Annotated in this window: 16 protein-coding genes and 1 riboswitch; of the genes, 14 read left to right on the top strand and 2 right to left on the bottom strand. The window is 71.0% G+C overall.

Translation table 11 applies throughout. The features are described from left to right. Positions 1-39: 39 nt before the first annotated feature. Complete coding sequence (locus ACFY0P_RS35545; protein WP_388922730.1) at positions 40-753, bottom strand: hypothetical protein; 714 nt, start codon at positions 751-753, stop codon at positions 40-42. 181 nt (positions 754-934) lie between these two features. Here ACFY0P_RS35545 and ACFY0P_RS35540 point away from each other — a divergent pair, with 181 nt between their 5' ends. From ACFY0P_RS35540 to ACFY0P_RS35515, 6 genes are all read left to right on the top strand, one after another. Beyond that, entirely contained in the window at positions 935-3,097 is a 2,163-nt protein-coding gene (locus ACFY0P_RS35540) for an N-6 DNA methylase (protein ID WP_388922727.1), read from the top strand. Between the two features lie 185 nt (positions 3,098-3,282). After that, positions 3,283-3,912: a hypothetical protein gene (locus ACFY0P_RS35535; RefSeq protein WP_388922724.1), complete on the top strand. Its 630-nt coding sequence runs from the start codon at positions 3,283-3,285 to the stop codon at positions 3,910-3,912. Positions 3,913-3,950: 38 nt separating this feature from the next. Further along, positions 3,951-5,438, top strand: a complete 1,488-nt coding sequence (locus tag ACFY0P_RS35530; protein WP_388923194.1) for a serine/threonine-protein kinase — start codon at positions 3,951-3,953, stop codon at positions 5,436-5,438. Positions 5,439-5,514: 76 nt separating this feature from the next. After that, positions 5,515-6,339 carry a glycoside hydrolase domain-containing protein gene (locus ACFY0P_RS35525; RefSeq protein ID WP_388922721.1) on the top strand — a complete coding sequence of 275 codons (825 nt, stop codon included), beginning with the start codon at positions 5,515-5,517 and terminating at the stop codon, positions 6,337-6,339. A gap of 170 nt (positions 6,340-6,509) precedes the next feature. Next, positions 6,510-7,157, top strand: coding sequence for a SurA N-terminal domain-containing protein (locus ACFY0P_RS35520; protein WP_388922718.1), 648 nt, complete (start codon positions 6,510-6,512; stop codon positions 7,155-7,157). Positions 7,158-7,266: 109 nt separating this feature from the next. Further along, on the top strand, positions 7,267-8,280 hold the full coding sequence (locus ACFY0P_RS35515) for a nucleoside triphosphate pyrophosphohydrolase (protein ID WP_388922715.1): 1,014 nt from the start codon (positions 7,267-7,269) through the stop codon (positions 8,278-8,280). Between the two features lie 6 nt (positions 8,281-8,286). Here the strand turns inward: ACFY0P_RS35515 and ACFY0P_RS35510 are convergent, their stop codons facing one another. After that, entirely contained in the window at positions 8,287-9,525 is a 1,239-nt protein-coding gene (locus tag ACFY0P_RS35510) for a cytochrome P450 (protein WP_388922712.1), read from the bottom strand. 625 nt (positions 9,526-10,150) lie between these two features. On the opposite strand from ACFY0P_RS35510, the gene ACFY0P_RS35505 reads away from it, so the two are divergent. From ACFY0P_RS35505 to ACFY0P_RS35470, 8 genes are all read left to right on the top strand, one after another. Further along, on the top strand, positions 10,151-11,146 hold the full coding sequence (locus tag ACFY0P_RS35505; RefSeq protein ID WP_388922709.1) for a transglycosylase family protein: 996 nt from the start codon (positions 10,151-10,153) through the stop codon (positions 11,144-11,146). 182 nt (positions 11,147-11,328) lie between these two features. Next, positions 11,329-11,503: riboswitch (cyclic di-AMP (ydaO/yuaA leader) on the top strand. 4 nt (positions 11,504-11,507) lie between these two features. Then, positions 11,508-12,179, top strand: a complete 672-nt coding sequence (locus tag ACFY0P_RS35500; protein WP_388922706.1) for a transglycosylase family protein — start codon at positions 11,508-11,510, stop codon at positions 12,177-12,179. Between the two features lie 386 nt (positions 12,180-12,565). Next, on the top strand, positions 12,566-13,852 hold the full coding sequence (gene eno / locus ACFY0P_RS35495) for a phosphopyruvate hydratase (RefSeq protein WP_388922703.1): 1,287 nt from the start codon (positions 12,566-12,568) through the stop codon (positions 13,850-13,852). Between the two features lie 117 nt (positions 13,853-13,969). Then, positions 13,970-14,446 carry a septum formation initiator family protein gene (locus ACFY0P_RS35490; protein WP_388922700.1) on the top strand — a complete coding sequence of 159 codons (477 nt, stop codon included), beginning with the start codon at positions 13,970-13,972 and terminating at the stop codon, positions 14,444-14,446. Between the two features lie 56 nt (positions 14,447-14,502). Then, the gene (locus tag ACFY0P_RS35485) at positions 14,503-15,021 is read left to right on the top strand and encodes a DUF501 domain-containing protein (protein ID WP_388922697.1); all 519 of its coding nucleotides are present in this window, start codon (positions 14,503-14,505) and stop codon (positions 15,019-15,021) included. Between the two features lie 93 nt (positions 15,022-15,114). Then, positions 15,115-16,110: an exopolyphosphatase gene (locus ACFY0P_RS35480; protein WP_388922694.1), complete on the top strand. Its 996-nt coding sequence runs from the start codon at positions 15,115-15,117 to the stop codon at positions 16,108-16,110. Positions 16,111-16,551: 441 nt separating this feature from the next. Next, positions 16,552-17,931 (top strand): NAD(P)/FAD-dependent oxidoreductase, encoded by a 1,380-nt coding sequence (locus ACFY0P_RS35475; protein WP_352364458.1) that lies wholly within the window; start codon positions 16,552-16,554, stop codon positions 17,929-17,931. A gap of 207 nt (positions 17,932-18,138) precedes the next feature. Beyond that, positions 18,139-19,428 carry a class I SAM-dependent methyltransferase gene (locus ACFY0P_RS35470; protein ID WP_388922691.1) on the top strand — a complete coding sequence of 430 codons (1,290 nt, stop codon included), beginning with the start codon at positions 18,139-18,141 and terminating at the stop codon, positions 19,426-19,428. The last annotated feature ends 88 nt before the right edge of the window (positions 19,429-19,516 follow it).

Genomic DNA, 19,516 nt, shown 5'->3' with positions numbered 1-19,516 from the left:
CGTCAGGCGCATCGGCATCCTTCACGGGAACGGAACAAGCTACTTCTTCAGCGCCGACAGGACCGTCGCCGTCACCTTCCGCGCGGACGCGGCACCGTTGTCGCTGCCCGCCGTGGACAGCACGGTGACCACGGAGCTGCCGGAACGAGCCGCGATCAGCGTGGTGCCGTTCTCCCAGTAGCCGCTCGTCAGCGTCATCGTGTAGGCCTCGTCGCCGAGTCCGGCCGTGGCGCTGCCGGTGAGCTTCACCTTGGCGTGCGCGTCGGTGTCCGTGTACGTGGCGCACTCGGCGGCCACGGTCCTCAGGGCCTTCATCACGGCGGCCGCCGTGGTGCCCTGGAAGGCGTCGATCTCCTGGTCCACTTCCTCGGTCTTGTTCGCGTAGCCGTTCTGCGCGAACGACACCCCGCCCTTGTAGCCGGACACCTGGATCCAGGACGTGGTCTCCAGCCTGGTGCAGTCGGGCTTCCCCGCCTTCCTGGCGGCCGGGGAGAGGAACTCGCCACCGCTGTCCGCGGAGCCGTCGGACTCGAGGGTGAGCCCGGACGGGAAGGCCGAGGCGGGCGCCAGTGCCTTCTTCAGCCGGGTGCCCGTGAGCAGGCCGGAGTCGGGGTTCTTCGCCTTGGCCGGCTCGGCGCTCGTGCCGGTGCTGGAGTCGGCGGTGGGGCCGGTGGATCCGGCGGAACAGGCGGTCAGGGCCAGCGGCAGGGCGGCGGCGGCCATCAGCATCACGGCGCGGGACGGGAGACGCATCGGGAGTCCTTCGGGAGTCGTTGAAGCGATGGGTCAATAACAGCAGAGGCTGTGAACCGAGTCAACACAACAAACAAGGAGTGAGGTGTACACGTCCGTGAAGCGGGGGATCTTGTGTGCGTCGGTATGCTCGGTGCACACATGGCTCGGTGGACACAGGGGACGAGGGGAGCGAGGCCGCGTGCAGGACAACGCCACAGAGGTGACCGCGGCCGGCATCGCACGGCTCGCCGGGGTGGGCCGCGCCGCCGTCAGTAACTGGCGCCGTCGGCACGCCGACTTCCCCAGGCCGGTCGGCGGCACCGAGACCAGTCCGTCCTTCGCGCTCGCCGAGGTCGAGTCCTGGCTGCGCAAGCAGGGCAAACTCGCCGAGGTCCCGCTGCGCGAGCGGGTCTGGCAGCAACTCGCCGGGCATCCCGACGGCGCGCTGACAGCGCTGGTGCACGCCGGCTGTGCGCTGCTGCTGATCCACGAGCGCCCCACCGTCTGGCTCCATGTGAGCGCCGGCTCGGACGAGCGCCTGGCCGCGATGCTGCCGGCCGCGCTGGACGAAGTCCTGACCACTCGTCTCGGCGGGGCGGGGGAGCGCACGGTTCACAGTGGCCGGGCCGCGGACCCCGCCGAAGGTGTGAACAGGCCAGGCGGCGCGGAGGGCGTGAACAGGTCCAGCGGTACGGAAGGTGTGAACACCGCACGCCCCGCTGCCCCCCTCGCCACGCCCGCCGTCCGCACCCCCACCGGCCCCCAGCTCCTCCCCTCCGTCCCGCTCCTGCGCGGCGCCGCCGAACTGGCCGCCGAGGCCGGGGCCCGGCAGGCCTTCGAGTTCCTGCTGGGCCGGCACCTGGATGCCAACCCGCGCCAGTACACGCTCACCCCGTCCGAACTCGCCGGTCTCATGGCCGACCTGGCCGGCCCCACCCGCACGGTGCTGGACCCGGCCTGCGGAACCGGCGCCCTGCTGCGGGCCGTCGACGTCCGCCCCGCCCAGGAGCTGTACGCCCAGGACAGCGCCCCCGATCTCGCCGCGCTCACCGCGCTGCGGCTCGCGCTGCACTCCCGGGCCGGCGTCCACGGCGCCGCCGGCGACACCCTGCGCGCCGACGCCTACCCGGATTTGCGCGCCGACGCGGTGCTGTGCCACCCGCCGTTCAACGAGCGCAACTGGGGCCACGACGAGCTGGCGTACGACGCACGCTGGGAGTACGGCTTCCCCGCGCGCACCGAGTCCGAGCTGGCCTGGGTGCAGCACGCCCTGGCCCGGCTCACCGACGGCGGCACCGCGGTCCTGCTGATGCCGCCGGCCGTCGCGTCCCGCCGTTCCGGGCGCCGGATCCGCGCCGACCTGCTGCGCCGGGGCGCGCTCCGGGCGCTCGTCGCACTGCCGGCGGGGGCGGCGCCGCCCTACAGCATCCCGCTGCACCTGTGGGTGCTGCGCCGGCCCGACCGGACGCCGGCCACGCCCGAGGTGCTGCTCGTGGACACCGGGAGGTTCGCGGGGGAGGGACGGGGCGGTCCGGACTGGGCGGCGGTACGGGACGCCGTCCTGGACGCCTGGCGCCCCTTCGCGCGCGACGGGGGGCCGGTGGAACGGCCGGGGCTGGCCCGTTCGGTGCCGGTCATCGAACTCCTCGACGACGACGTGGACCTCGCCCCCGGCCGCCATCTGCCCCCGGCCGCCGCGGCCGACGGCGCGGAGGAGCTCACGGCGGTCCGCGAACGGCTCGGCGCGACCCTGCGCCTGACCGTCGACCTCACCCCGCCGCCGGCCGACCAGGCGCCGCCCGCGCGCTGGCCGCTCACCACCGTCGGTGAACTCGCGCGCGCGGGCGCGCTGGTGCTGCGCACCGGCGGGAACGGCGGTCACGCGCGCGTGCCCGTGCTCACCGACCACGACGTCCTCGCCGCGGTGGCCCCCTCGGGCACGCTTCCCGAGAGCGACGAGGAGGCCGTGCTCACCGAGCCGGGCGATGTCGTCGTACCGGTCCTCGGCGGCGGCTCGGTGGCGCGGGTGATCGACGACGCGACGGCGGGCGCCGCCCTGGGGCGCAACCTGGTGCTGCTGCGCCCCGACCGCACGGCCCTCGACCCGTGGTTCCTCGCCGGCTTCCTGCGCGGCACCGCCAACAACCGGCAGGCCAGCAGCTATGCCTCCACGGCGACCCGGCTGGACGTGCGCCGTCTGCAACTGCCCCGGCTCCCCCTGGACGAACAGCGGCGCTACGGCGCGCGTTTCCGCGCACTCGACGAGTTCGAGCGGACGCTGCGCCACGCGAGCCGGCTCGGGGAGCACCTCGTGCGCGGGATGTACGACGGCCTCACCGACGGGACCGTCGCGCCCGGCTGATCCCCGATCGGTGTGTGCCGGCAGTCGGTCCGACAACGGTTCGGTACAACCCGAACCGGTTGTCCGTGCCGGGCCATATGCTCGATCCGACCATCGCACGACCGGTGTCGTCCGCGGGCGGACGGCACCGGACGGGCACGTACGCCCTTTTCACGTACGCCCTTTTCAGGCACACAGGAGCGATCATGCAAGGCCAGGGCCATGCGCAGCCGGTGCGGCGGCCGCCGCACGACGCCGTACTGGTCCTGCTGCGTGTGCTGTTCGTGGCGCTCGGGGTGTTCAGCGCCGGCTTCCTGGCGTGGGCGATGCTGCTGCGGCTGGCCGTCGTGACCCGCAGGTCGGTCGATGTCGGTCTGCTGGTGGCGGCGGTGGTGGCCGACGTCCTCAGCATCGTGCTGCTGGGCAGCGAACCCGGCGACGACGTGCACACCGCCGGCGGCTACCTCGGGATCACGCTGCTGTTCGGCACGCTCCTGGGCGCCGTCGTCTACTACCTCGCGGCCGACGTACGCCACTTCCAGCGGCAGCGCGAGGCGTACGCGGCGCAGACGTACGGCGGTTACGCGCCCCCCGCCTCGCCGTACGTCACGGGGGCGACGCCCCTGGGCGCGCGGCCCCCGCACACGCCGACCCCGCCCCCGCACTCCGTTCCCCCGATGACCCGGCCGCCGCTCGCGCAGCCACCGATACCCGCGCCGCCCCAGCGCCCGGCGCCCGCCCGGATCGAGCAGGTGCGCGCCGAACTCGACGAGCTCAGTGACTATCTGCGCAAGCACGACGGGCACCGCGAGGGCGACCACGAGGGCGGACGGTGACCGTGGCGACGGGCCGTGTCGTCGCCGGCCGCTACGAGCTGTCCACGCTCATCGGGCAGGGCGGCATGGGCCAGGTGTGGACGGCGTACGACCAGCGGCTCGACCGGCGGGTGGCGGTGAAGCTGCTGCGCCCCGACAAGGTGGCGGGCGCCGAGGCGGAGGAACTGCGCCGGCGGTTCCTGCGGGAGTGCCGGGTGACCGCGCAGGTCGACCACCCCGGGCTCGTCACGGTGCACGACGCGGGCAGCGAGGGCGAGGAGCTCTTCCTCGTCATGCAGTACGTGGACGGCGCCGACCTCTCGGACCACCTGGCGGAGCACGACCCGTACCCGTGGCAGTGGGCGGTGGCGGTGGCCGCGCAACTGTGCGCCGTGCTGAGCGCCGTGCACGCGGTGCCGATCGTCCACCGCGACCTCAAGCCGCGCAACGTGATGGTGAAACAGGACGGCACGGTCACCGTGCTCGACCTGGGCGTGGCCTCCGTCATGGACACGGACACGACCCGCCTCACCCACACCGGCTCCCCGATCGGCTCGCCCGCCTACATGGCGCCCGAACAGGCGATGGGCGGCGCCGTCGGCCCGTACACCGACCTGTACGCGCTCGGTGTGCTGCTGCACGAACTGCTCAGCGGAGAGGTCCCGTTCGCGGGTTCCACGGCGCTCGGCGTGCTGCACCGGCACCTGTACGAGCCGCCGGTGCCCGTGCGCCGGATCCGTCCCGAGGTCCCCGAGCAGCTGGAGAGCCTCGTGCTGCGCCTGCTCGCCAAGGACCCGCAGCACCGCCCGGCGTCCGCGCAGGAGGTCTACGAGAACCTGGCCTCGCTCCTGCCCGCGCGCGGGACGCCGTCCGGGGCGCCCCTGGACCCCACGCGTCCTTTCCTGCGCCCGCACGCCCCTTGGCCGGACCGGGCGCGGACGCCCGCGCCCCAGCCCGCCGCCCCCGTGGCCGCCGTACCGGACAAACCGGATGTCGCCGCCGCCGTCGACGAGGTCAAGCGGCTGCTCGGGGAGGGACGCATCACCCAGGCCGTCGACATCCTGGGCGCGATCCTGCCCGTCGCCGCCGACCAGCACGGCGAGCGCTCCACGGTCGTACGCACCCTGCGCAAGCAGTACGCGGCCACGCTGATGGACGACGGGCAGTACCGGCGCGCGCTGCCCGAACTGCGCCGGCTCGCCGACGAACGCGCCGCCGAGGCGGGCCAGGCCGACCCGCAGGCCCTGCGCTTCCGCTACGAGACCGCCCAGTGCCTGGAGCAGCTCGGCGAAGCCGCGGCGGCCCTCGCGGAGTACCGCGCGCTGCTGCCGTACTACGAGAACCAGTACGTGGGCGGCGATCCGCAGCTCGCACACGACGTGCGCCGCCGGATCGGGCATCTGCTGCTCGCCCTCGGCGACCGGCCGGCCGCCCACGACACGCTCACCCGGCTGCTGTTCGACGTGGAACGGCTGCACGGCCCCGGCCATCCCCTGGCGGGCGAGGTACGGCGGACGCTGCACTGGCTGGGGCAGATGCGCGGCTAGTTGCCGCGCGGTGCATACTGCACCTACTTTTCGCACAACTTGCCGCACGGCAAAGACACAGGGGTGGGGTTCCGGCATGTCCAGCCATCGGCAGTCGAAGAAGCGCAGATACATCACCTGGGGCGTCGCGGGCGCCGCCGTGGTCGCCGGGGCCGGGATCGCCGCGCAGACGTCCATGGCGGCCACCACCTGGCCGGCCCAGAAGACGTTCACCGGCCGTGCCTTCGACACCTGCACCGCGCCCTCGCTCGCCGCGATGAAGGCCTGGAACACCGGCTTCTACGGCGCCGCCGCCGTCTACATCGGCGGCAAGAACCGCGGCTGCAACCAGCCCAACCTCACCGCCTCCTGGGTCAAGTCCGTCACCGCGGCCGGCTGGAAGCTCATCCCGCTCTACGTCGGCTCCCAGCCGTCCTGCGGATCCGGCGGCTCCGTGAAGATCAGCGCCGCCACCGCGGCCTCGGTCGGCAAGTCCGAGGCGGACGACGCCGTGGCCAAGGCCGCCGCGCTCGGGATGAAGGCGGGCAGCCCGGTCTACCTCGACATGGAGGCGTACGACACGACGAACACGTCGTGCAACAACGCCGTGCTGACCTACGTGCGCGCCTTCGACAAGGAACTGCACGCGAAGACGTACCGCGCCGGGTACTACGGCTTCACCAGCTCCAGCGCCAAGGCGATCGCGAACGCCACGGACAAGACGGACCTGCCGGGCAACCTCTGGTACGCGCTGTGGGACAAGCAGAACACCACGACCGCGGACTGGCCGTTCGGTTCGACCCAGTACACCGGGCACAGCCGGGCCCACCAGTACATGGTGAACAGCAAGGAGACGCGCGGCGGTTACCCGATCACCGTGGACCGCGACGCGTGGGACGCCCCGGTGGCGATCACGGGCTGAGCCGGATCCGCACGGGATCCGTGCCGCAAACCCTTGCGGAGGGTGGTGCGGCGGTGCCGGATACGCGTGTGAATCGTTGGTCGAATGGGTTGGCCAGAGCCTGCCCACTGCCTACCATCGATCACCGCAAGACTTTGTGCACCGTCGCACAATCTCCTCGGGAGGCACCCTTGCACCGCCGCCGTCGCACCGCGCTCCTCCTCTCCGCCGCGATCGCCGCCGCGGCTCCCTTCCTGACCGCCTGCGGAAGCGACGCGCACCCGGGCGCGGCGGCCGTCGTGGGCGGCCGGCGGATCACCGTCTCGCAGCTGGAGAACCGCGTGGACGAGGTGCGCCGGGCGCAGCGCGCCGCGGTGCCGGACGAGACGCAGTACCAGCAGGTGCTCGCCTCCACCAGCAGCCTCACCCGGGACACCCTGTACAACATGGTCCTCGACAAGGTGCTGCACCGGGCCGCCCAGAACGCGGGCGTCAGCGTCACCCGCGCGGAGGTCGAGCAGATGCGCTCCGGCCTCGAACAGCAGGCCGGCGGCGCCGCGGCCCTGCAGACGGCCTGGCTGCAGAAGTACGGCATCGCCCCCAAGCGGCTGGACGACAACCTCCGCTTCCAGGTGGAGGCCAACAAGCTCGCCGCGGTGCTCGGCACCGAGACCTCGCAGCCCGCCTTCTGGAAGGCCCTGGCCGGCGCCTCCAAGGAACTCCACGTCGACCTCAACCCGCGCTACGGCGCCTGGGACGTCCAGAAGAGCAGCCGGGTGGACGCCAAGACGCCGTGGGTGCGGGAGGTCACCTCGGCCGGGACGCAGGTGTCGGCGTAGGGCAGGCCACCGGGGTGATCACCTCCGCGGCGGTCATACGATCACTTGATCACCCCTACCCTGTGGACAGACCGCGAGGTGGGCGGCGGCGGTGCGTTACGTTCGGAGCGTGAACACCACCAGGCCCGAACCCACCACCCCGGAACCCTCTCCTGCGCCTGCGGCCGCCGACGCCGGCCGGGTCGTCCTGCTCACCACCAGCCACCGCGTCGCCCCCGGCCTGCTGTCCTGGCCCGCCTGGCAGGCGCTGCGCACGGCGGACCGCGTGCTGTGCGCGGACGGCGCACATCCGCAGCTGCCGTATCTGCGGGAGGCCGGGACGGCCGTGGACGAGGCCGCGCCCACCGCCGAGGAGCTGGTCGACGCCTGTGCCGGCGGCCGGACGGTGGTGGTCGTGGCGACGGGCGAGGGCGAACCGGCGCTCACGGACGGCCTGGCCCGCCTCGCCGGCTCCGGCCGCGTCCGGATGCCCGAGCTGGAGCTGCTCCCCGCCTCCTACGACCTGCCCGGCGCCCGCCTCCTCGACCTCGTCCAGGTCATGGACCGGATCCGCGCGGAGTGCCCCTGGTCGTCCCGGCAGACCCACCAGGGCCTTGCGAAGTACGGCATCGAGGAGGCGTACGAACTCGTCGAGGCGATCGAGGAAGGCGACCGCGACGAGCTGCGGGAGGAGCTGGGCGACGTGCTCCTCCAGGTCGTCTTCCACGCGCGGATCGCGGAGGAGGACCCGGAGGCCCCCTTCTCGATCGACGACGTGGCCGGCGGCATCGTCGCGAAGCTCATCCACCGCCACCCGCACGTCTTCGGGGACGAGACGGCGTCGACGCCGGAGGAGGTCAAGGAGCACTGGCTGCGGACGAAGGCGGTGGAGAAGCGGCGCGCGTCCGTCACGGACGGCATACCCCTCGCCCAGCCGGGTCTCGCACTGGCGGCGAAGCTGGCCTCCCGGGTGCGGACGGCGGGCCTTGAGGTGCCGCTGCCGCAGGCCCCGGGCATCGGCTACGAACTGCTCGCGCTGGCGGCCCGCGCGGAGGCGGAGGGCGTCGACCCGGAGGCGGCCCTGCGAGCGGCGGCCCGGGCCTACCGGGACGCGGTGCGGGCCACGGAGGGAGTGGAGAGGTGACTTCGGTCAGAGGGCGGTGAACTGCACGGGCAGTTCCCGCAACCCGCGCATGATGAGCCCACCTCGCCAGCGCAGGTCGGCGGGGTCTGCTGCGAGCCGGAGGTCGGGGAGGCGGTGCAGCAGCGTCTTGAGGGCCGTACGGCCTTCGAGGCGGGCCAAGGGTGCGCCCAGGCAGTAGTGGATGCCGTGGCCGTATCCGAGGTGCTGGTTGTCGCCGCGGGCGAGGTCGATTGTGTCGGGTGCCGAGAATCGTGCAGGGTCGCGGTTTGCGGCGGCCAGGACGACGAGCACCGGATCGCCGGTGGCAATACGCTGTCCGCCGATGGTGAGGGCTTCGGTGGCGAAGCGCCAGGTGGCCAGCTCCACCGGTCCGTCATAGCGGAGCAGCTCTTCCACTCCGGTGTCGAGCAGTCCGTTGTCACCGCGCTCGATCGACTTCTGGAGCCGGTCCCGTTGCGTGGGATTGCGCAGCAGTGCATACAGGCCGTTGCCGATGAGATTGATGGTGGTCTCGAAGCCCGCGAACAGAAGTACGAAACACATGGCGGCGGCTTCGTTCTCGGTGAGGTGTTCGCCCTGGTCGGAGGCGCGGATGAGTCCTGAGATCAGGTCCTCGCCGAGGTCGCTGCGTTTGCGGTGGATGAGTTCGGCGAGGTAGGCGCGGATCTTCTTGACGGAACGGGCGACGCCGCCGCGTGGACCTCCTCCATGCCGGATCATCATCCCCGCCCACTCGCGGAACTTTTCCTGGTCCTCGCGCGGGACTCCGAGCAGGTCGCAGATCGCATAGATGGGAAGGGGGAAGGCGAAGTCGTGGATGAGGTCGGCCTCGCCCTGTGGTGCGAACCGGTCGATGAGGTCGTCGGTCAACTCCTGTACGCGCGGCGCGAATTGCGCCACGCGGCGGGGAGTGAACGCCTGGGAGACGAGGCGGCGCAGCCGGGTGTGGTCCGGTGGGTCGATATTGAGTAGATGCGTCATGAGATTGGCGCTGCGCTCACCGGGGATGCCGGTCCTGCTCTTGCCGTGCGCTTCCTCGGCGTGATGGTCGGGGTTCTTCGAAAGCCGCCCGTCGGCGAGAGCCTGGCGCGCGTCGGCGTAGCGGGTCACCAACCAGGCCTCCACTCCGCTGGGCAGCTTCGTCCAATGGACCGGCGAGTGCTCGCGCAGCCAGGCGTAGGCCGGGTATGGATCGGAGGCGAACTCCCAGGTGAAGGGTTCGGGGGCGGTGTTCGGGACGTTCACAAGGAAAACCGTAGCGGGAGCTGACCGATGGTCGCCCTGCCACGGAAACGCCGGTTCTGGCCCTGATATAGGGAGAAACGGGCACCCACGAGGGAATTCCGACTGTTTCTCGGCACTATGTCCTGTCGCGCGTTAGATTCCCGGCAAAGCAAGAGGTCCCAGAGCCGGCCAGGGCTCCGGGACCTTGCCAGCCGTGAAGGGGCTGACGTGATCAACGCTACAGCTGTGTCCGTGCCCGCGGTCAACCGTGGACCGGAGCCGATTCGTACTGTTCCTGCGGCTCTTGAAGGGGGGTGGGTGGGGGGCCCGCCGCCGTGGGGGTACGCCATCGAGAGGACCGGCAGGCGCGGTTCGAGGCCTGTCATCGCCGAGGGCGAGGCCTCTCCAGCGTCAACCGCTCGTCCCACCCTTCGAGGCCACCGTGGGCATCACGGAAGCCAAGTGCCCAGGCCCGTACCGGTCCGTACGGGCAAAAGGTGACCGGCGTTCAAGTCTGTGATCTTCACGTGATCTACGCGGCATTAACTTGTGACAAGTGATCGTCTGCGGATACGTTCACCCATCAGCGCGGCGCCCCTGCGGGACCCGCCGCGCCGGTCACCGCTGTCGCTCGAAAGGTTTCCGCATGCTCTCCGGGAACGGTCGTCACCGTCGCCCCCGCCAGGCTCCGGCACTCCTCGTCGCGGCCGGGGTGACCGGCTCCGCCATCGCCATCCCGCTCCTCGGCGCGGTGAGCGCCAGCGCGGCCGACGGCTCCACCTGGGACCAGGTGGCCGAGTGCGAGAGCGGCGGCTCCTGGAGCGCCGACAACGGCACCGGCTACTACGGCGGCCTCCAGATCTCCCTGGACGACTGGAACAAGTACGGGGGCCAGGAGTACGCCACCACGCCCGACCAGGCGAGCCGTTCGCAGCAGATCGCGGTCGCCGAGAAGATACTCGCCGACCAGGGCACCAAGCCCTGGCGGACCTGCGCCCTGCTCGCCGGGCTCTCGTCCGACGACGCCTCGGTGAACGTCGACACGGGACTCGGCGACTCGGGTGGTTCGTCTGGTTCCTCCGGCTCATCGGATTCGTCCTCTGGGCTGTCCGACTCGTCCTCCTCCGGTTCCGACTCCTCTTCGGGCGCCACGGACTCCGCGAACGACTCCGCCACCCCCTCTCCGGACGCGAGTGCCGGCAGCGACTCGAAGACGGACACCTCCAGCAAATCCACCAAGACGGACAAGTCGGAATCCTCTGGCTCCGGTACCTCGAGGGCGAGTGAGAGTCCCGCCACTTCGGGGACCGACGACTCGGACAATTCGTCGCAGACCGGGGGTTCTTGGAGTCTGGTCGACACGGGTGCCGTCAGTGGTGGCGGCAAGCACCGTGGCGGCTCGGCGGACGAAAGCGTGACAAACGGTCAGAGTGCCACCTCCTCCGGCCGGCACGCCTCCAGTGGCGGCGGCACCTACACCGTCCGTGACGGCGACACCCTCGCCTCCATCGCCGACTCCCTTGACCTCGACGGCGGATGGCGCGCGCTCTACGCCGTGAACAAGGCCGACATCGGCACCGACCCGAACGCCATCACCCCCGGTCAGACCCTGAAACTCGGCAGCGAATCGGGCGAAAAGTAACGGGAGTTGACGCCCCGTTTCGAGTTGAATGTCCGTTTTGGTGAAAGTGTGGGATGAGTCTCAGAAGCCCTGATCATCTTTGAAATTCACCTGATGGCCTGTTTACGGTCAAGGCCGCTCGTCACCACGAGCCCCGGCCGTCGCAACGCCGAGTCCTGCCAGCGGCTGTCCGGGAACAGTCGTCGCGTCATGCGCCGTAGGCAGGAGCGGGGGACCCAAGGTAAGTGCCGGGACCGGTGGTTGAGGCCGCCGATCCGGCTCGGGGTGAAGCCGCGCACCGACACACGGGTGTGCGGCCGGGCAACTCAACCGGCCCGAACCCGACAGCTCACCTCGCAGGCGTCGGTGAGGGGATCGATCCATGCTGTTCTCCGGCAAGGGCAAGCACCGTCGTCCGTCCAAGGCCGTCCGCGCCATCGCTGTCGCCGGTGTCACCGGCGTCGCCGTCGCCGCCCCGCTGATGGCGGCCGGCAGCGCCTCCGCCGCCACCGCCTCCGAGTGGGACGCCGTCGCCCAGTGCGAGTCCGGTGGCAACTGGGCCATCAACACCGGCAACGGCTACTACGGCGGTCTGCAGTTCTCCGCCTCCACCTGGGCCGCGTACGGCGGCACGCAGTACGCCGCGCAGGCCAACCAGGCCACCAAGGCGCAGCAGATCCAGATCGCCGAGAAGGTCCTCGCCGCCCAGGGCAAGGGCGCCTGGCCGGTCTGCGGCACGGGCCTGTCCGGTGCCACCTACACCGGCAGCAGCTCCAGCTCGTCGAGCAGCAGCACCGCCACCCGCTCGACCGACACCCAGGCCGCCTCCCGCTCCGCCGAGCGCCCGGCCGCCAAGAAGACCGTCACCACCCCGACCGGCAAGAAGGTCAAGAAGGGCGACGGCGAGTACAAGGTCGTCAAGGGCGACACCCTCAGCTCGATCGCCGAGAAGCACAAGGTCAAGGGTGGCTGGCAGGCGCTGTTCAAGCTGAACAAGGACATCGTCGACGACGCCGACTTCATCTACCCGGGCCAGCAGCTGCACCTGAAGTAAGGCGCGGTGCGGCCGCCGTGAGTATGAGGCGGCGCCCAGCTGAACCACAGCTCCCACACAACCGTGGTCCCCATAGTGGAGGCCACGTGAGGGCCACCCCCGTCCCCCACGGGCCCCCGCTCCGGTGCGTTTTCCCCCGAACGCACCGGGGCGGGTTTCTCTTTGCCGTCCCCCTCTCGGCCCCCTCTTGGCCCGCTCTTCTTCCGTTCTTCATCGGGACCCCTTTGTTCCGCGCGTGAACAATGGGTACCGTCTGTGTGTCCACGGGCCGGTCGGTCGTGCCGGCCGACGGCCCTGGGACGGTTAGGCTCTAGTCGCAAGGCTGAGCAAGGGCCGACGAGGCCCACGTGCGCCCCGCACAACCAGCGTCACATCCCAAGAAGGAGATGCTCGTGCCGTCCATCGACGTCGTCGTAGCCCGGGAAATCCTGGACTCCCGAGGCAACCCCACGGTCGAGGTCGAGGTCGGCCTCGACGACGGCAGCACGGGTCGTGCCGCCGTCCCGTCCGGCGCCTCCACCGGTGCCTTCGAGGCCATCGAGCTCCGTGACGGCGACCCCAACCGCTACCTGGGCAAGGGCGTCGAGAAGGCCGTCCTCGCCGTCATCGAGCAGATCGGCCCCGAGCTCGTCGGCTACGACGCCACCGAGCAGCGCCTGATCGACCAGGCCATGTTCGACCTGGACGCCACGGACAACAAGGGCTCGCTCGGCGCCAACGCCATCCTCGGCGTCTCCCTCGCCGTCGCGCACGCCGCCTCCGAGGCGTCCGACCTGCCGCTGTTCCGCTACCTCGGTGGCCCGAACGCGCACCTGCTCCCCGTCCCGATGATGAACATCCTCAACGGCGGCTCGCACGCGGACTCCAACGTCGACATCCAGGAGTTCATGATCGCCCCGATCGGCGCGGAGTCCTTCTCCGAGGCGCTGCGCTGGGGTGCCGAGGTCTACCACACCCTCAAGAAGGTCCTGAAGTCGAAGGGCCTGTCCACCGGCCTCGGCGACGAGGGCGGCTTCGCCCCGAACCTGGACTCCAACCGCGCCGCGCTCGACCTCATCCTTGAGGCGATCAAGCAGGCCGGCTACGTCCCGGGTGAGCAGATCGCGCTCGCGCTCGACGTCGCCGCGTCCGAGTTCTACAAGGACGGCAAGTACGAGTTCGAGGGCAAGTCCCGCTCGGCCGCCGAGATGACCGAGTACTACGAGGAGCTCGTCGCCGCGTACCCGCTGGTCTCGATCGAGGACCCGCTGTTCGAGGACGACTGGGCCGGCTGGAAGGTCATCACCGACAAGCTCGGCGACAAGGTCCAGCTGGTCGGCGACGACCTGTTCGTCACCAACCCGGAGCGCCTGGCCCGCGGCATCGAGGAGGGCACCGCCAACGCCCTGCTGGTGAAGGTGAACCAGATCGGCTCCCTGACCGAGACCCTGGACGCCGTCGAGCTCGCCCAGCGCAACGGCTTCAAGTGCATGATGTCGCACCGCTCCGGCGAGACCGAGGACGTCACCATCGCCGACCTCGCCGTCGCCACCAACTGCGGCCAGATCAAGACCGGCGCCCCGGCCCGCTCCGAGCGCGTCGCCAAGTACAACCAGCTGCTGCGCATCGAGGAGATCCTCGACGACGCGGCGGTGTACGCGGGCCGCAGCGCCTTCCCGCGCTTCAAGGGCTGAGCCCGTACGTCCCCGTACGGCCCGTAGAGGGTAAGGCTTCGCCAGTCGTACGTACGTCCCCGTACCCGGTCCCGTACCGTGTGCGGGGACGTACGCACGTATCAGGGAGGCGGGGACATGGCCGTGAAGGACCGGGACCGGTTCTCCACCGCGACCAGGCTCAAGCTGCTCGGCGAGCAGACGGCGGCCCGGGTCTACCGTTCCCAGACCAGGCGCCAGGCCCGCCGCTCCCGGCTCACCGGCCGCGCCGCGCTGCTCGCGATCGTGCTGTGCACGATGGTCGTCGCGCTCGCCTATCCGATGCGCCAGTACGTCTCCCAGCGCGCCGAGATCTCCGACCTCGAACGCCGGCAGGAACAGGCCCGGCAGCGGGTCGAGCAGCTGCGGGACCTCAAGGCGCGGTGGCAGGACGACGCGTACGCCGAGCAGCAGATCCGGCAGCGGCTGCACTACGTGATGCCGGGGGAGACCGGGTACACCGTGATCGACCCCGGTGCCGCCAAGCAGGCGCACGCCTACCTCGGGGCGGCCGACCGGCCCTGGTACGCGAACGTCTGGGACGGCGTCGACAAGTCCGACGCGTCCGACCAGTGAGCAGCAGAACAGCAGAGCAGTAGCGCGCAGCAGCGCGGCAGAGCAGAAAGACAGGCATGGAAACGGCTCCTCCCTCCACTCCGCGCACCGAGCCGACCGACGCGGACGTCGAGGCCTTCAAGCAGCAGCTCGGGCGGCCGCCGCGCGGGTTGCGGGCGATCGCGCACCGGTGCCCGTGCGGGCAGCCGGACGTCGTGGAGACCGCGCCGCGGCTGCCGGACGGGACGCCGTTCCCGACGCTGTACTACCTGACGTGCCCGAAGGCCGCGTCCGCCATCGGGACCCTCGAGGCCAACGGCGTGATGAAGGAGATGACGGCGCGGCTGGAGAGCGATCCCGAGCTGGCGGCGGCGTACCGGGCCGCGCACGAGGACTACATCCGGCGCCGGGACGAGATCGAGGAGCTGACGGGCTTCCCCAGCGCCGGGGGGATGCCGGACCGGGTGAAGTGCCTGCACGTCCTGGTGGCCCATTCACTGGCCGCCGGCCCCGGCGTGAACCCGCTCGGCGACGAGGCGATCGCCATGCTCCCGGAGTGGTGGGCCAAGGGCGCCTGCGTAGTCCCCGGCGAGTGACGACCCCCCAGGGGGCTCCGCCCCCTGGACCCCCGAGACCTTCGCCCACCCAGCACCCGACTCGCTCGGTTGAATGAGTAAGGAACCACCGCCATGACCCGCGTCGCCGCCATCGATTGCGGTACCAACTCCATCCGGCTGCTCGTCGCCGACGCGAACCCGGAGACGGGGGAGCTCGTCGATCTGGACCGGCGGATGGTGATCGTGCGGCTCGGGCAGGGGGTGGACCGGACCGGGCGGCTCGCGCCGGAGGCGCTGCAGCGGACGTTCGCGGCCTGCCGTGAGTACGCCGCGGTCATCAAGGAGTACGGGGCGGAGCGGCTGCGGTTCGTGGCCACCTCCGCGTCCCGTGACGCCGAGAACCGGGACGAGTTCGTGCGCGGCGTGCTGGACATCCTCGGCGTCGAGCCGGAGGTCATCAGCGGCGACCAGGAGGCCGAGTTCTCCTTCACGGGCGCGACGAAGGAGCTGACGGGGCAAGACCAAGGGGACGCGGAGCGCCCTTCGATCGAGGGTGGTGGTGGGCGACGGGTGGGCGACCTCGCCAAGCCGTTCCTCGTGGTGGACATCGGCGGCGGGTCGACGGAGTTCGTCGTGGGCGACGCGCACGTGCGGGCCGCGCGGTCCGTGGACGTCGGGTGCGTGCGGATGACCGAGCGGCATCTCGTGCACGAGGGACATGTCAGCGACCCGCCCACCGAGGCGGAGACCGCTGCCATGCGGGCCGACATCGAGCGGGCCCTCGACCTCGCCGAGCAGACCGTGCCGCTGCGCGAGGCGCGCACCCTGGTCGGTCTCGCCGGCTCGGTCACCACCCTCTCCGCCATCCACCAGGAGCTGCCGGAGTACGACTCCGCGGCCATCCACCACTCCCGCATCCCCTACGCCCGGGTCCGGGAGATCACCGAGTGGCTGCTGCGGTCGACGCACGCCGAGCGGGCGGCGATCCCCTCCATGCATCCCGGGCGGGTCGACGTCATCGGCGCCGGCGCCCTCGTCCTCCTGTCGATCATGGAACGGGTGGGCGCGACGGAGGTCGTGGTGAGTGAGCACGACATTCTGGACGGCATCGCCTGGTCCGTCGCCTGACCCACAGGTCGGCGTGATCCATCCTCGGATGAGCATGCGAATCGACGGGTGAGCGCCCCGAACGGCCTGCGACACGCCGTGCCACGACACCCCGCCGGAAAACTTCGTGAAGTTCTTCACAAGGAATTCGGTGCAGGTGAGGGGTTCGGTGGGGGCTCTTGGACCGTTCGGGGGCTCAACGGCCCCGAGCGCGTGCTCAGGAGAGCGTTTCGGGGGTGTTCCGGGAGGTACTCGTGAGGGTGGCATCGGGTGCCCTCGCGGTGCCCCCGGAAGCCTGGAGAGGCAGCTCACGCGGCATTGACAACGGGTCGTATCGGAAGTGGGTTCCCGCCGATGACCATGACCTGTGTCACGTGGGCGGCGGAGTGTAGCACGACCCTTGTGGAAGCTTGTGAAGGGGCGCACGAGCGGCCCCCCTGAGGCGGGTGGATACTCGATGCCATGAGCACCACGGAGCGTCCCAGGATCCTCGTAGTAGGCGGTGGGTACGTAGGCCTGTACGCAGCTCGGCGCATCCTCAAGAAGATGCGCTACGGCGAGGCGACCGTCACGGTCGTCGACCCCCGGTCGTACATGACCTACCAGCCCTTCCTCCCCGAAGCCGCCGCCGGCAGCATCTCCCCTCGGCACGTCGTCGTCCCGCTGCGACGCGTGCTGCCGAAGGCGGAGGTCCTCACCGGCCGGGTCACCACCATCGACCAGGACCGCAAGGTCGCCACGATCGCGCCGCTCGTCGGCGAGGCGTACGAGCTGCCTTTCGACTACCTCGTCATCGCGCTCGGCGCGGTCTCCCGCACCTTCCCGATCCCCGGCCTCGCCGAGCAGGGCATCGGCATGAAGGGCATCGAGGAGTCCATCGGCCTGCGCAACCACGTCCTCGAGCAGCTGGACAAGGCCGACTCCACGAACGACGAGGAGATCCGCCGCAAGGCGCTCACCTTCGTCTTCATCGGCGGTGGCTTCGCGGGCGCGGAGACCATCGGCGAGGTCGAGGACATGGCCCGCGACGCCGCCAAGTACTACAAGAACGTGTCCCGTGAGGACATGCGCTTCGTCCTCGTCGACGCCGCCGACAAGATCCTTCCCGAGGTCGGCCCCAAGCTCGGCCTGTACGGCAAGGAGCACCTGGAGAGCCGCGGCGTGGAGATCTACCTCTCCACCTCGATGGACTCCTGCGTCGACGGTCACGTGGTGCTGAAGAACGGCCTCGAGGTCGACTCCAACACGATCGTGTGGACGGCCGGCGTGAAGCCGAACCCGGCGCTGGCCCGCTTCGGCCTGCCGCTCGGTCCCCGCGGTCACGTCGACACCGCGCCGACCCTCCAGGTGCAGGGCACCGACTACATCTGGGCCGCGGGCGACAACGCCCAGGTGCCGGACGTCGCCGCCCGCAAGGCCGGCGTCGAGAACGCCTGGTGCCCGCCGAACGCGCAGCACGCGCTGCGTCAGGCCAAGGTCCTCGGCGACAACGTGGTCTCCGGCATGCGGGGCTTCCCGCAGAAGGAGTACAGCCACGCCAACAAGGGCGCGGTCGCCGGTCTGGGTCTGCACAAGGGCGTCGCGATGATCGTCCTGGGCAAGACCAAGATCAAGGTCAAGGGCCGTCTCGCCTGGTACATGCACCGTGGCTACCACGGTCTGGCCATGCCGACCTGGAACCGCAAGATCCGCATCTTCGCCGACTGGACGCTCGGCATGTTCCTCAAGCGCGAGGTCGTGTCCCTGGGTGCCATGGAGAACCCCCGCGAGGAGTTCTACGAGGCCGCCAAGCCCGCTCCGGTCGCCGCCCCGAAGGCCGAGGAGAAGGCCAAGGCCTCCTGACCCCGGTCGCCGGTCGCTGAACCATCCGAAGGGCCTCCCGCCATCCGTGGTGCGGGAGGCCCTTCGGCGTTCCCGGGCGCCCGCGCGATTACATGCTGGCTACATCTGTTTTGCCCAGTCGTAACTCCTTTGCGGGACTGTGCTGCTGCCCTCACGGTGTTTACGTGGTAACCGGCATCCGGGATCGACGTCTTGGAGGTGTGCGCCATGGCCGACGCCGCGTCGCGGCTGAGGAGTGTTGCCGAGCAGGTGCTGGGAGTCCCGCTCCCGGTACGGCTGCGGGCCTGGGACGGATCGGAGGCCGGGCCGCCGGGCGCGCCGACGCTCGTCGTGCGCAACCGCCGCGCCCTGCGCCGCATGTTGTTCAAGCCGGGCGAACTGGGCCTGGCCCGCGCCTGGGTCGCCGGAGACCTGGACATCGAGGGCGACCTGTACGGCGCCCTGGCGGTGATGTCCGGACTGATCTGGGAGCGCGGGGAGGACGGCCGTACCCTCGCGCAGGCCCTGCGTGACCCCCGCGTGCGGGCCGCCGTCCGGGAGCTGGTGAAGCTCGCCGGGCCGCCCGTCCCGCCCGCCCCGCCCCGCGAGGAGGTGCGCAGACGGGGCCATCTGCACACCCGCCGCAGCGACCGGCAGGCCATCAGCCACCACTACGACGTGGGGAACGACTTCTACGGGATCGTCCTCGGGCCGTCGATGGTGTACTCGTGCGCATACTGGGAGGACGCCGGCACGCTGGAGACCGCCCAGCGCGACAAGCTCGAACTCGTCTGCGCCAAGCTCGACCTGAGACCCGGTCAGCGGCTGCTCGACGTCGGCTGCGGCTGGGGCTCCATGGCGATCCACGCGGCCCGCGAGCACGGCGTCAGCGTCGTCGGGGTCACCCTCTCCCAGGAGCAGGCCGCGTTCGCCCGTAAACGGGTCGCTGACGAGGGTCTGACGGACCGGGTGGAGATCAGGGTCCAGGACTACCGGGACGTCAGGGACGGGCCGTACGACGCGATCTCGTCGATCGGGATGGCCGAGCACGTCGGGGCCGAACGGTACCTGGAGTACGCGGAGGAACTGTACGGGCTCCTCAAGCCCGGCGGGCGGCTGCTCAACCACCAGATCGCGCGGCGGCCGCAGCGCGATGAGTCGGCGTACAACGTCGACGAGTTCATCGACGCCTACGTCTTCCCGGACGGCGAGCTCGCCCCGATCGGCACCACCGTCACCCAGCTGGAACGGGCCGGGTTCGAGGTGCGGGACGTGGAGTCGATCCGCGAGCACTACGCCCGCACCCTGCGCCGGTGGGTGGTCAACCTGGAGGCCGAGTGGCCGCGGGCCATGCGGCTGACCAGCCCCGGCCGGGCCCGCGTCTGGCGGCTCTACATGGCCGCCTCCGCCCTCGCCTTCGAACACAACCGCATCGGCGTCAACCAGGTGCTGGCCGTCCGGACCCCGGAGTCCGGCGCCTCCGGGCTGCCCCTGCGCAGCCGCGTCTGGCAGAACTGAGCCCACGTCCGGACGGGCCCACGCACCGGCGAAAGGGGCCCCGCGTCACCCGCGTGGGCCCCTTCGCCGTACCTACTGCTGCCTGCTG

It is taken from the genome of Streptomyces sp. NPDC001714 (genome assembly GCF_042892755.1).
In the GTDB taxonomy this organism is placed as follows: Bacteria; Actinomycetota; Actinomycetes; order Streptomycetales; family Streptomycetaceae; genus Streptomyces.
This window is presented reverse-complemented; position numbering and strand designations above follow the sequence as displayed.